The following is a 13,303-nucleotide window of genomic DNA, read 5'->3' as shown; positions in this document are numbered from 1 at the left end:
TAAAAAGCCTGTTTCCCTTTGGCAGAGGAAACAGGCTTTTTCCATGTATTATTGAGCATGTTTTTGTTCAATAAACCGGTCGATCCGGGCCAGAACATCCTTCATGTCCGTACATTCTTTAAAGCTTTCATTAATGGCTTGAATGCCTTGTTTGTATTTTCCGTTATGCAGCACTTCTTCCGCGGCAAGCTTTACCTTTTCAGCGCTTACTTCATCTTTTTGCACGGTATAGCCTGCATCCAATTCAGTCAGGCGGCGCGCAACCATCGGCTGGTCTTTATCGTGCGGGATGACGACCAGCGGCACTTGATAATGAATGCCTTCATTTACACTGTTCATTCCGCCATGCGTGACAAACACATCGGCTTGCTCCAGCACTTCAAGCTGCGGCACGTACTGGGCGATGATAAAGTTTTCCGGCGCCTGTTTGATTTTCGACAGATCGGCTTTTTCCCCGGCGGCAATGACTACTTTTCCTTCAAAATCTGAGAACGCGTCTATGCACAGATTGAAAAACGCTTCCGTGTCCCCGAGCACCGTTCCCATTGAGATATAAATGACTTTTTCATTCTTTAATGAGTCAATCGGGAAGTCGACGCGCCCTTTTCTCTTCGGAAAACTCGGACCGATAAATAAATACTCATCTCCGAATGTCTCACTTTCGGGCTGAAAATACCTGCTTGTATAGACGACGTTCAATTCACCTGTGTTGTTCATAAATTGAACCATGCTGTCAGGGGCGACACCGTATTTGTCTTTCATCTCGGCCAACAGCTCTTCACATTCCCTGTCCGGCTGAAACGGCACGCCCGATTCCGGGTGGAGCGGCAGTATTTTCAGACGGTCTTCATTGAATAGGAAGGATGCTGAAGAAGAGATGCCGGGAATGTTGAGATAATCCCGCACCAGCTCTCCCGCACCGAATTTATCATAATAGACGGCGTCGAATTGAATGTCCTCTGACAGCCGCTGCACAATATGTAAAATCTCCAGTGACGTTTTGATATGAACCTTTAAAAATGCAAGTATGCCGGACGGACTGCCGGGATCAATAGGTGTCATTCTGAGCAGATCGCTGTGAAGATGAACTTTCGCCCCTACTCCTTCCAGTCTGCTTTTGTATTTTTCCGTTGAGATATAATGAACGTGATCGCCCCGTTCGCTGAAGGCCTTTGTCATACCCAAAGTCGGGTTTACGTGTCCTTCTGCGGGAAAATTGATCATCAAAATATGTTTCGCCATTTTTCAAACTCCTTTGCCTTTTTTGCGTCTCTTCCATATCCATCATAAATGACGCGGAAAAAATCATGCAAGGAACATCCGTCAGGTCTTTATGACGGTTCGATGACATCGGCAAAAAAAAGACAAGGCTTTTCACCTTGTCTATCGTGATGATTCGTCTGTTTCTCCCACTTTGAGCACGCCTTTCAGATGTTCTTCATCATGCTTGAGATGCTCCGTCATATATTGCACGGCTTTTGTTTTGTCGCCCTTTTTTATTTCTTCAAAGACTTTCCGGTGCTCATGTAAGATCACTTCCGCACGGTCATCGCCTTTAAAATTAAGAACTCTGCAAAAATGAATCAGCACATTGACATGCTCAAGCAGCATGGCCAGCCGGCTGTTGCGGCTGAAATCCACAAGGAGCCGATGAAACGACTCGTTTAAGGAAATAATCTCAGTCTCTTTGACGCCTTTATTGATGGCTTCTTCCGTCTCCCGCAGCTGTTTTTCAATGAGGTCAATTTCACTCTCAGCCGCTTCATCAATAACGAGTTCGACCGCCAGTGATTCAAGTGACATTCTGATTTTATAAATCTCTTCAACATCCTTAACGGACAAAGAATAAATGACAAAGCCGTTTCGATCGTCTGCCGTCAAAAGCCCGTCCTTTTCAAGGAGCCGCATGGCTTCTCTGACCGGCGACCGGCTGACTCCGAAATCCTTGGCCAGCTGAGTCTCATTCAGCCGTTCACCCGGTTTAAAAATCCCGTCAAATATCATTTTTTTCAATTGGGAATAAAATTGCAGATAATACGGGATTGGCTTATCTAATTTAAAATTATCCATCTTTCCTACCTCTTCATACAATTTAGGCCTTATTGTTACCAAGATCATATAACAGTTTATCTATGGAAGCAACATTCCCGAGCTTGTCAGCATATCGGATGTGGCGTAATATGGAATTATGATGAACGACGGTCGACGGTCTGCCGTAAACCGAAACAATTCATTCAGAGGTGACGGAAACATGAAAACTTACAAGATTGCCAGCATACCGGGGGACGGTGTGGGGAAAGAAACAGTTCCGCAAGCGGAGCGGGTGTTGAACGCGATCGCCGAATTACATGGAGGCATTGCCTTTGATTTCACTTCTTTTCCGTGGAGCTGCGAGTATTATTTGGAGCACGGAACTATGATGCCGGATGATGGATTAGAAACGTTACAGCACTTTGATGCTTTGTTTTTGGGAGCGGTGGGGAATCAAAAACTCGTCCCCGATCATGTTTCGCTGTGGGGGCTGCTCATTAAGATACGCCGGGAATTTGAACAGGTGATTAATGTGCGGCCGGCAAAGCTCCTGCCGGGAATCACTTCCCCCCTCGTTAACCCGAAGGATTTTGATCTGATAGTCGTCCGCGAAAACAGTGAGGGCGAGTACAGCTCTGTCGGCGGCAGAATCTATCAGGGTGAGGACGAAATCGCCATACAAAACGCGGTCTTTTCCCGCCGGGGTACGGAAAGAGTGATGCGGTATGCTTTCGAACTGGCGGCAAGTCGGCGGAAACACGTCACAAGCGCGACGAAATCAAACGGTATTATTCACTCGATGCCGTTCTGGGATGACATCTTTAAAGAGGTCAGCCGGGAGTACGCCGGGATTGAGACGGATTCCCAGCACATCGATGCACTGGCGGCCTTCTTTGTCACGCAGCCGGAACGCTTTGATGTCATTGTCGCTTCGAATCTGTTCGGAGATGTGCTGACAGATATCGGCGCGGCGATTATGGGAAGCGTTGGAATCGCTCCCGCAGCCAACATCAATGTAAACGGCAAATACCCTTCCATGTTTGAGCCTGTTCACGGCTCCGCCCCGGATATTGTCGGAAAAGGAATTGCCAATCCTATAGGCCAAATATGGACGGCGAAATTAATGCTCGATTCATTCGGAGAAGAGGAACTGGGCCATCTCCTCTTACAATCTATTGAAACGGTCACAAACAGCGGCATTCTGACTCCTGATGTCGGCGGAAAACATTCAACGGAAGACGTCACTTCCGCTATTATTTCTCAAGTCAAGAACAGATAATACGAAAAAACCGCGGGCAGGAAAACTGCACAGCGGTTTTTTTCGTCTCAGACGGGACGGATCGCGCAGAAACAGGCCGATTCACCTGTGAAGCCCGCAATACGGCCTGATTGATCCTTTTCTACAGAAAAAAACCGCTGTATATCACGAGGAGCATCCAGCATCTGTTTTTCCAGTAATGCGGCTTTCTCTTCAGTCAGGCCTGCCCGTTCACACCAGACGGTAAATTGAAATGGTTTCAAAAAGCAGACAGCGGATTCAATCCGGAAGCCGGCTGTCTCCAGAAAACGGAGCCATTCTGTTTTTTTCCACGCCCGAAAGTGGCTCTGATCCCGTTTCTTTTCAATGTCATTATAAAAATGGTCATATTCATCCTTTTCAGGTGCGGTATTGTCAATGAGAAGCAGTCTGCCGCCCGGTTTGACAACCCGAAACGCTTCATGAACAAAGGCTCTGACATCGGGAAAATGATGCGCCGCGATTCTGCATGTGACGATATCGAAAGCAGCATCGGCAAACGGCATCTTTTCAGCATCGCCTTTTTCGAATGACACGTTCGTCCATCCGTTTCCGGTTATAAATGCTTCAGCGGCTGCTAACATTTCTTCAGTGAGGTCATATGCGATAACAGAGCGTACGAGAGGAGCGAGAGCGTTAGCCGTATGTCCGCCTCCCGTCGCGATATCCAGCACGTCCATATGCTTTTCGGCACCGGAAGCTGAAACGAGATACGCCAAATCCTCTCCTGCGGCGTGTCCTGGACTAGTCACATATTTCGCGGCGTTTTTGGCAAATTGCCGCTGCGCCTGCTGTTTAATTGAATCCTCCATGATACTCGGGCCCCCTTTTCTTTCTGTTTGCTGCCTTAATCAAAATAAACGGGTTCGTCCGGATGTTTGAGATATGCAAACATCCTTTCAATCTGACTTTCCGTATTGCGGGCTTCAGATAGCGGCGGCAGTTCCGTTTCCGCAAAAAAGCCGGCTGCGCTTGTTTCCGTTCCCTCCCTGAGCCGGCCGCCGATGATCTCGCATTTGATAAACACTTTGTAAACGTGGACGGCGGACGGCGGATGGGAATGGCATTTCTTATCCATTACAGCTAACAGTTTAACGGGCTTTACGTCGATTCCCGACTCCTCTTTTACTTCTTTGACAGCGGTCTCGCCCGGAGAAATCCCGATATCAGCCCATCCGCCCGGCAGCGCCCATCTGCCGTCGCTTTTCTCTCTTACCATTAATATGCTCTGATCTTTAAAAACTGCCGCTCTGATATCAACTTTCGGAGTGGGATAGCCCGTGTCACCGGCGAATACGTCTTTAATGATTCTTTTGTCGATGCCGGTATGATGCGCCATGATATCCACGCTTATTTTTCTTATTTCTTCAAATCTCTCAATATCATATATGTCTTTGGAATAAGCCAGCCCCGCTTGCGCCGCGGATTGAAGCTGTTTTGCCCATTCAAGCCATTTTGGCTCCATTTTTTCACCGCCCGTTATGTTAATTGACGAAACCCTGAGGGTCCGGGTATTGCACCTTGAGAGTACCGGTGCCCATGATCCGTTTCTGCTCCTTGTTTTCTGTGTATGACGGAGCGAATCCTGCCGGAAAATCAGAAAAAAGCCATTCATTTGCTGAATGGCTTTTTTTCATTTTCTATTTTTCTTTCATGACGAGAACGACGCCTGAAACAATAAGAGCCGCCCCGATCCAGAAGGTTCCTCCGATCGTCTCTCCCAGCAGCAGCCAGCCGAGCAATGTCCCGGAAAGCGGCTGAAAGAAGAAAAACAGACCGCCGCTTGCCGCATTCAGTAATTGCAATCCGCGATTCCAAAGCATGAACGCGCAGGCGGTTGAGATCACACCCAAATATAAAAGTCCGCCCCATATTTCAGGCCGGGCAAGCTGAGACAAAGGAATCTCCTGAAGCGAGCCCGCTGTAAACGGGGTCAGGATGACAAATGCGACGCAAATGGAATACGTTGTGACGACAAGCGGTGAGTAATGGCCGGGAACCCGTTTCATCAGCACGGACATCAAAGCCCATGTCAGCGCCGCAGCCAGAAGCGAGAGACCGCCGAGCTGGCTCGACATATCGAGATCTCCGTTCCCCACAATGAGCAATACTCCGATCGTCGCCAGCCCTGTCGATATTCCTTTTTTCAGCGTTAACCGCTCTTTCAACATCAGCCGGGCAAATACAACCATAAATGCGGGAGTGGATGCCGTAATAATCGCACCCATCTGCGCGGTTGATAATTTCGTGCCGATTTCCTGCGTGACGATCGAAATCGTGTTGCCGATCAATCCGATCGCAGCGATCAGTAATAAATCACGTTTATGAACTTTCCAGGATTGGCGTGTAAACAAACTGAGAAGCAAAAGCGAAAGAAGCGCCACCGCATATCTCAGCCATACCAGTTCAAGCGGCGGAATGACCGCTACCACAACTTTTACAACGACATACATACCTCCCCAGATACTGGCGGCCAATGCCAAATAAATCGAACCGAACAATGTATTTTTCAATTTGATGCACCCTCCGTTATCATATTAGGTCACGTCATATGCCCTAACGGAGAGAAGCGCAGTCACTTTTCTCCATTAAGGGCGGAGAAGTGCTGCCGGTACATCATGTTCAAATAAGGGCGCTAGAAACATATCGTGTTTCACCTCAATTGCAATCTGATTTTTCTCATTATACAAGGTTTGTTAAAAGACGTAAATGAACGGCGGCATCGGCTTTATGGATTGCGGACTTGCAGCTGGATTCTTGTGATCTGATTGTCAAACCCGTCCGCCACAACCTCATCAAGCATATATTCTTCATATGCATAATCGCCCATTTCCAGCCCATACTCTTCAATAAACTGCATGATGCTGCGGTAAGCCGCTTCCGCTTCATCCCCTATTTGGTACCCGACGGCATAAAGCCCTTTCGGCTTGATATGGAGGTCTCTATTCTCTATGCCTTCATCTGTCTTCATATAAAAATGGGTGTAGTTGTAGAATTCTTTTTTCAGAATCTGCTCCCGCGCAAACAGTCCGCCGACCGGATGCCCCTGATCGAGCTCATGTACCCGCATATAACGGATCAATTCGGAAATGGCGGCAGTGTATTGCCGTTCTGGCAAATGGAGTACGGGTCGTCCTATCATAAGTGTCTCTTCATCTAATCGCTGCAATGAGACGGAGGAAAAGTCTGTCTCCAAGGCTTGTTCGGTCAGCTTCACCTTTGTCTGAATCATCCTTTGCAGGTGCTCCAGCTTTTTGATTTTGCTTTCGATTTCTGAAGATTTCTCTTTTAAAAGCGTGATGATACCCTCAGGGGTTTTGTCTGTTAAGAGTGGTTTGATCTGCTTCAAGGGCACGCCGACCTCCTTAAACAGACCGATGACCTGGAACAGTTCGAATTGATGATAGGAATAGTATCTGTATCCATTCGCTTTTTTGATTTCCGGAGAAAGCAGGCCGATCTCGTCATAATGGAACAGGGTTTGTTTTTTTACGTGGCACAGTTTTGCAAATTCACCCGTTGTGAAGTATTTTCTGACGTCTTCGCTCATAATGCCTCCTTGACTATACGGTAACCATATCCTTTATGATGATCATTGTATCCGAGAGAAGGCTGATTCACAAATGGCTTACGCAATGAAAGCTTTACCGTCTCAAAAAAAGCGGAAGAGGAGTATCAAGTATGACGATTGAAATCAGAACAGTCACGGAAGAAAACCGTGCCGATATACTGGCGCTTCATGTAAGTGAAAGCCAGACTTCATTTATTGAAACCGCGGAAGAGTGCTTACAAGATGCTGAGGATTGCCGGCATTATCAGCCGGCCGGTCTTTATGTTAACGGGGAATTGGTCGGCTTTGCCATGTACGGATGGTTTCCGGAATATGATGAGGAAAATGAAAACGGCAGAGTGTGGCTTGACCGTTTTTTTATTGATGAACGTTATCAGGGACGGGGATTGGGCAAGCTGTTGCTTGATGCCCTAATCCGTCATCTCGTTCGAATATATGATTGCAGACGGATTTATTTAAGCCTGTTTGAAGATAACGTGCATGCATTGCGGCTTTATCAAAAATTCGGCTTCTTATTCAATGGAGAGCTGGACTCAAACGGGGAAAAAGTGATGGTGAAAGAGCTGTAAACCCTCTGTATAAAAGCGATTCGTCTTCTTGCCAATACCTTAAATTTGAGGTAACATAAAGATATCAGACGACGGTCGACGGACTACGGTCGATTATTAGAACCTGATACAGCGGAGCGGAACATGGTGATCAGGCATCTAAATGGAGGAGAAGATTGTGCTTATTATACTCGTTATGTTTCTTCTCGGGATTATTCTCGGGTTTATCGGCGCCGGGGGAGCCGGTTTTGTCATTGCACTTTTAACTATACTGTTTCACGTACCGATTCATACGGCTTTGGGCACCTCCCTTGCCGGAATGGCTTTCACAAGTTTATCTGGGGCTTTCAGCCACTACCGTGAAGGCAATATTCAGATGAAGATCGGCCTCATCGTCGGCGTTTTTGCGGCATTCGGTTCGTTTTTCGGGGCAAGGCTTACTTCCCTTATCCCCGCAGATTTGCTGCATTACTTGACGGCGGGCATGCTGTTTTTATCTGCTCTGCTTATTTTAGTCCGGTTATTTATTGTAAAAGAAACACATGAAGATTCCGGACAGCAAAGCAATCTGAATATATGGGTGAAAGCCGTTGTACTCGGTGTCATCGCAGGAATCTTGTCCGGAACATTCGGGATCGGCTCTGCCCCTTTCATCCAAATCGGCTTAATGATTCTTTTGCGCTTATCCATCCGCCAGTCGGTCGGCACCACCATGCTTGTCATTATCCCGCTTGCGGTCGGCGGAGGACTCGGTTATGTGACGGAAGGATTTGTCGATTATATGCTGTTGGTCAAAGTGCTGATCGGAACGATGTGCGGCGCATATGTCGGAGCGAAATTCACCAACCTCGTGCCGAAAGTCATTCTGAAATCAGCCATCTTTTTAACACCGGCCATCGCCGGTCTCATGCTTTTATTTTAAACTGAAACGGGAGGCGGCCGCCTCCCGTTTTTTTCTGTTCTTCACCTGTTTTCGAAGAGCTTTTTCAGCTTTGCTTCCGTTTCGGTATGATCTACCGGCGTATACACACTGCAGCGCAGATCACTGTTGCCCTGAACCTGAAATGAAGTCAGGTTAAAGACCATTTTTCCCGCCTTTGCGTGGCGGAACTCAATTAATACTTCGGGTGCCGAGCTGACTTCGCTCTCATTCCACAGCGCATGAAATTCCGAATACGTTTTCTCCATTTCTTCTATAAACTGAGAATACCACGTATCAGCTACATACTGGCCGTAATACGTTCTGAAAATGGCGATGAATCCTTTCACAAAGTGCTCCCAGTTCACGGCTAAACTTCTTAATTCTTTTCTGGAAAACAATAGCTCTATGAGATTCCGTTTTTCAGGAGGAATTTGTTCGAAATCTAAAAACACGTGAGCCGCAGCCTGGTTCCATCCTACGATATGACACCGCCTGTCCGAGATAATGGTGGGACAATAACGGAGCTCCTGCAGGATTTTTGAAAGCGACGGGCTGATAACCGCTTCTTCCTCCGCGGTAAACGGCTGCTTCACGCCCTCCTCAATGGCAAGCGCGTATAAATAATTTCTCTCATCTTTGTTGAGCTGCAGCGCATCGGAAACGGCGTCCAATACGGCTGCGGACACTTTAATGTCTCTGCCCTGCTCCAGCCACGTATACCACGTGGTGCTTACGCCGGCTAATTGCGCGACCTCTTCTCTTCGGAGTCCGGGCGTTCTTCTCCGTGTGCCCATCGGCAGCCCGGCCATCTGCGGAGAAATTTTGGCCCGCTGCGTTTTTAAAAACTCTGAAAGCGCCTGCAATCTTCCTTCTGGTATCATACCGAATCTCTCCTCTCTTACCCTGGTATTCATTATACTAGGATAATCAACAACTTGTAATAGGATAATTGCGAGTTACAATAAATACATACCGAAGGAGGAATGACCATGAAAAGAGTTGTGATCACCGGAATGGGAGTGATTTCACCTCTCGGCAATGATGTGCATACATTTTGGAAACACCTGACGGAAGGAAAATCGGGAATCTCTTTCATCGATTCGTTTGATGTCTCCGGTTCAAAGACAAAAATAGCCGGCACCGTCCGTGATTTTGACGCAGAAGAAAGATGGGGCAGAAAAGAAGCGAGACGGCTTGACCGTTTCAGCCAGTTTGCTCTAGCGGCAGCGGAACAGGCGCTTGAAAGCTCCGGGATTCAGCTCGATCAGATTGACCGTGAACGCCTCGGCGTGTACGTCGGCTCGGGAATCGGCGGCATCACGACTTTGATTGATAACGTTCATACTTTAAATGAACGGGGAGCGCGAAAAGTGAGCCCGAGCCTTGTCCCCATGATGATCTCAAACGCGGCCGCCGCTCAAATCAGCATCAGATTAGGCGCGCTCGGCCCCTCACTTTCTCCCGTCACCGCGTGTTCCATCGGCAATACGTCGATCGGGGAAGCTTTCAACGCCATTCGGAATGATGACGCAGATATCATGTTTGCCGGGGGAGCGGAAGCGGCGATTACGAATTTGTCATTAGCCAGCTTCGGCAATGCCCACGCGCTGTCAGCGAGAAACGAAGACCCCGCCGCGGCAAGCCGGCCGTTTGACGCGGATCGCGATGGGTTTGTCATGAGTGAAGGCGCGGGCATCTTAGTATTGGAATCATTGGATAGCGCAATCGGCAGAAATGCCCCGATCCTTTGTGAGGTGCTCGGCTACGGCGCAAGCTCTGACGCCTATCATATGGTGGCCTCTCATCCGGAAGGAACGGGCGCTTACCTGGCGATGAAAAACGCTTTGAAGAAGGCGAACGTTTCAGCGGAAGACATTGATGTCGTAAGCGCTCATGCGACAAGCACAAAAGCCGGAGATCTTTCTGAAACATTGGCCATCAAGACATTATTCGGGGAGCTTGCGTATGATATTCCGGTTACGGCCAACAAATCAATGCTCGGCCACATGCTTGGCGCGGCAGGCGGCGTTGAAGCCATCGCTCTGACAGAAAGCCTGAGACACGGCATCATTCCGCCGACGATCAATCTGCAGCACCCTGATTCGGCGTGTGATTTGGACTATGTAGCAGACGGGCCCCGCCAGCAATCGTTAACGATCGGCCTTTCCAACTCATTCGGCTTTGGCGGGCATAATTCGGCGATCGTGCTGAAGAAATATGAATAGCGGGCATCAAAAAAAGGAGTGAATCATTTCACTCCTTTTTTGCTTTCTCCGGTTTTGTTGTTAAGGCGAAAAAAGCGATGGAACCGATAACGGATGTCGTAAACATGATCGCCCCCATCGGGACGGCCGTCGCTTCATTCATCCCCACAAGCGGCGACACGATGGAACCGAGAAGAAGCGGAAGCATGCCGAGCAGTGCGCTTGCGCTTCCCGCGCGGTGTCCCTGCTTTTCCATCGCCAATGTAAAGGTGCTTGTCAGCGTCATGCCGATCGTAATCATATAAATAAAAATGGAAATCACCAGTGCCGCCAGCGGCCCGTGAATGATTGTCATGACGAGCAGAACGGCAGTCGCCGTCATCGCTGTAATCACGCCGATTCTCAGCAGGCTTTTTTCGTGAATGATCCCGCCGAAACGCCCGATGATAAAGCTTCCGGTAATGATCGCCAGACCGTTTATGCCGAATAAAACACTGAATACCTGAGGCGATACTCCGTAAATATCCTGATACACGAAAGGCGTTCCGGAGACATACGCAAAGCTCCCGCCGTGAATAAAACCGACCGTCAGCGCATAGCCGATAAATGACCGATCCTTCAGCAGGCTTCCCATTGTCCGCACGGAATTTCCGATGGAGCTCGGAATCCGCTTTTCCGGCGGCAGGGTTTCTGTCAGCTTGAGCGCAATGATGAGAACAAGCAAAAACCCGATAAACGTTAAAAAGAGAAAAATCGTATGCCATGATGCAAACGGAAGCAGTAAAATCGCGCCTCCCGTCATCGGCGCCACCATCGGCGCGACGGCGGTAATGACCATCAGCAGCGAGAAAAATTTAGAAAGCTCTCTTCCCGTAAACACATCTCTGACGATTGCACGGGATAAAACGAGTCCTGCCGAAGCGGTGAATCCTTGAAGAAAACGGGCAATCACTAGTGTTGCAATGTTCGGTGCAAGCGCGCAAAACAGAGAAAACAACGCAAATAAAAAAATACATAGTAATAACGGTTTTCTTCTTCCCTTCGCGTCACTTAACGGGCCGACAACAACCTGTCCGATTGTCAGCCCGATCAGACATGCGGTTAAACTGAGCTGGACAAGCGATGCGCGGGCGCTTAAATCTTCAGCGATTTCAGGGAAACTCGGCAGATACATATCTATATTGAGCGGCCCCAGTATCGCAAGCATTCCGAGAAGAAAAGCAAGCGCAAGCCGCTCCTTACCGGTCGGATTATGCAGCATATCGTTCCCACCTTTCCTTTGTCAATCTCTCAAAACATTTGTATATTGTATCATAATTTTTTCTTTATTTTTAAAAGTTTTCAAAGAGCACAAAAAAACCAAGGGCTGTAACAGCCCTTGGTTCCGGGTCACGCGGTAAAAGGTTTTACGCGTGTTTTTCTTTAAATGCTTTTGCGTATTGATCAGCCGCTATAATGGCATCCGCCACGTCGTCAGCCGTCACGTCAAAAGCGGCATGAATCGTTTCTTCTTCAATCGTCGCGGCTTCTGCCACTTTCATAATGTCCTCTTTAGATGCGTCTTTCAATTTGATGTCTTCAAGTGTGACAGGCAGCCCCAAGCTGATATAAAACGCGATATACCGCTCAATTTCCTCAAGCGAACGTTTTTCCAGCGCCAATTGAACGAGCGTGCCGAATGCCACTTTTTCACCGTGGGTCAAGTGATGGATTTCACCTTCAAGCGCGGTAAATCCGTTATGAATGGCATGTGCCGCAGCTAAGCCGCCGCTTTCAAATCCCAGCCCGCTCAGAAGTGTATTGGCTTCAACCACCGCTTCCAATGCGGGCGTAACGGCTTTCGCTTTCACAGACTCATAAGCGAGACGTCCGTATTTGAATAACACCGCTTCACATTTTTCCGCGATAGCCTCTCCGGCGATGGTAGGAATTCCGCCTGCCATCGTTTTACCGCCATTGGCGATGACACTGCGCGCCTCTATCCACGTCGCCATCGCATCGGCAATCCCTGATGCTAAAAAGCGCGGCGGAGCTTCCGCGACGATTTTCGTATCGACCAGAACCAAGTCAGGATTCTTATGATAGAAACGATAGTTTTCGAACGCGCCTTGTTCAGAATATACGACAGACAGCCCGCTTGTCGGAGCATCCGTTGAAGCGGCCGTCGGCACGATAACGGTGTAGCCGTTTATTTCATCTGATACGGCTTTGGCGGTATCAAGCGTTTTACCGCCGCCGACTCCGATGACAATAGTCGCGCCTGCTTTTTCTGCGATGCCGGCAATTCTTTTCATTTCTTCCTGGGAGGCTTCGCCGTTGAAAACCGCCTCTTCAGAAGAAATATTGCTTTTCTTTAATTCAGCCGTCACCTTGTGGCCCGCGATATCCCATACGGTTTTGTCCGCAATGACGACGGCTTTTTCACCAACGCCCTCCAGATGTCCGCCGATCGTTTCAATGGCGTTTTTTCCCTGCACGTATTTGGCCGGACTGATAAAAATTCGTTCCAATGTCATCATCCCTTCTTCGTTGTCTTTCATTACATTTCTCTTATTGATAGAGCAGAAATGAAAACTCTTCTGATATAATTCCTCGTTTTAACTTGATTTAAACCTCATATACACTGCAGAAAAATCAATTTTCACGGCATTGACAAGATGTGAAGGTGTCTATATAATCTTCGATATTGAAGCTGATCATTCTTTACTGAATGAACAAACGAGATTGTGA

13 protein-coding genes are annotated in these 13,303 nt (G+C 48.1%); 4 read left to right on the top strand and 9 right to left on the bottom strand.

All coding sequences use genetic code 11. From position 1 onward, the window contains the following. Positions 1–48: 48 nt before the first annotated feature. Together J6600_RS02970 and J6600_RS02965 are read right to left on the bottom strand one after the other, a co-directional pair. Complete coding sequence (locus J6600_RS02970; protein ID WP_209387941.1) at positions 49–1,242, bottom strand: macrolide family glycosyltransferase; 1,194 nt, start codon at positions 1,240–1,242, stop codon at positions 49–51. 141 nt (positions 1,243–1,383) lie between these two features. Then, entirely contained in the window at positions 1,384–2,070 is a 687-nt protein-coding gene (locus J6600_RS02965; protein ID WP_209387940.1) for a GntR family transcriptional regulator, read from the bottom strand. A gap of 181 nt (positions 2,071–2,251) precedes the next feature. Here J6600_RS02965 and J6600_RS02960 point away from each other — a divergent pair, with 181 nt between their 5' ends. Beyond that, complete coding sequence (locus tag J6600_RS02960; protein ID WP_209387939.1) at positions 2,252–3,310, top strand: tartrate dehydrogenase; 1,059 nt, start codon at positions 2,252–2,254, stop codon at positions 3,308–3,310. A gap of 47 nt (positions 3,311–3,357) precedes the next feature. Here J6600_RS02960 and J6600_RS02955 read toward each other — a convergent pair whose 3' ends face one another. From J6600_RS02955 to J6600_RS02940, 4 genes are all read right to left on the bottom strand, one after another. Then, positions 3,358–4,140, bottom strand: coding sequence for a class I SAM-dependent methyltransferase (locus J6600_RS02955; RefSeq protein WP_209387938.1), 783 nt, complete (start codon positions 4,138–4,140; stop codon positions 3,358–3,360). A gap of 35 nt (positions 4,141–4,175) precedes the next feature. Beyond that, entirely contained in the window at positions 4,176–4,793 is a 618-nt protein-coding gene (locus tag J6600_RS02950) for an NUDIX hydrolase (protein ID WP_014417049.1), read from the bottom strand. A 175-nt stretch (positions 4,794–4,968) separates the two neighbouring features. After that, the gene (locus J6600_RS02945; protein WP_209387937.1) at positions 4,969–5,841 is read right to left on the bottom strand and encodes a DMT family transporter; all 873 of its coding nucleotides are present in this window, start codon (positions 5,839–5,841) and stop codon (positions 4,969–4,971) included. Positions 5,842–6,056: 215 nt separating this feature from the next. Continuing rightward, positions 6,057–6,878 (bottom strand): MerR family transcriptional regulator, encoded by an 822-nt coding sequence (locus tag J6600_RS02940; protein WP_209387936.1) that lies wholly within the window; start codon positions 6,876–6,878, stop codon positions 6,057–6,059. A gap of 131 nt (positions 6,879–7,009) precedes the next feature. Here J6600_RS02940 and J6600_RS02935 point away from each other — a divergent pair, with 131 nt between their 5' ends. Together J6600_RS02935 and J6600_RS02930 are read left to right on the top strand one after the other, a co-directional pair. Then, positions 7,010–7,468 (top strand): GNAT family N-acetyltransferase, encoded by a 459-nt coding sequence (locus tag J6600_RS02935; RefSeq protein ID WP_017419174.1) that lies wholly within the window; start codon positions 7,010–7,012, stop codon positions 7,466–7,468. A gap of 157 nt (positions 7,469–7,625) precedes the next feature. Next, positions 7,626–8,369: a sulfite exporter TauE/SafE family protein gene (locus tag J6600_RS02930; protein ID WP_209387935.1), complete on the top strand. Its 744-nt coding sequence runs from the start codon at positions 7,626–7,628 to the stop codon at positions 8,367–8,369. Positions 8,370–8,410: 41 nt separating this feature from the next. Here the strand turns inward: J6600_RS02930 and J6600_RS02925 are convergent, their stop codons facing one another. After that, positions 8,411–9,250, bottom strand: a complete 840-nt coding sequence (locus J6600_RS02925) for a helix-turn-helix transcriptional regulator (protein ID WP_209387934.1) — start codon at positions 9,248–9,250, stop codon at positions 8,411–8,413. Positions 9,251–9,358: 108 nt separating this feature from the next. Between J6600_RS02925 and fabF the strand changes: the two genes are divergently transcribed. Further along, a complete protein-coding gene (gene fabF / locus J6600_RS02920; protein ID WP_021495025.1) occupies positions 9,359–10,594 on the top strand; it encodes a beta-ketoacyl-ACP synthase II in 1,236 nt (411 codons plus the stop codon). 28 nt (positions 10,595–10,622) lie between these two features. On the opposite strand, the gene J6600_RS02915 is transcribed toward fabF, so the two are convergent. Together J6600_RS02915 and J6600_RS02910 are read right to left on the bottom strand one after the other, a co-directional pair. Next, a complete protein-coding gene (locus J6600_RS02915; RefSeq protein ID WP_017419177.1) occupies positions 10,623–11,834 on the bottom strand; it encodes a Bcr/CflA family efflux MFS transporter in 1,212 nt (403 codons plus the stop codon). 145 nt (positions 11,835–11,979) lie between these two features. Next, entirely contained in the window at positions 11,980–13,113 is a 1,134-nt protein-coding gene (locus tag J6600_RS02910; protein ID WP_014417041.1) for a glycerol dehydrogenase, read from the bottom strand. Positions 13,114–13,303 lie beyond the last annotated feature (190 nt).

Source organism: Bacillus sp. LJBV19, from assembly GCF_017797845.1.
GTDB lineage: Bacteria > Bacillota > Bacilli > Bacillales > Bacillaceae > Bacillus > Bacillus velezensis.
Note: the sequence above shows the minus strand (reverse complement) of the source record. Positions and strands in the feature narration are given on the sequence as shown.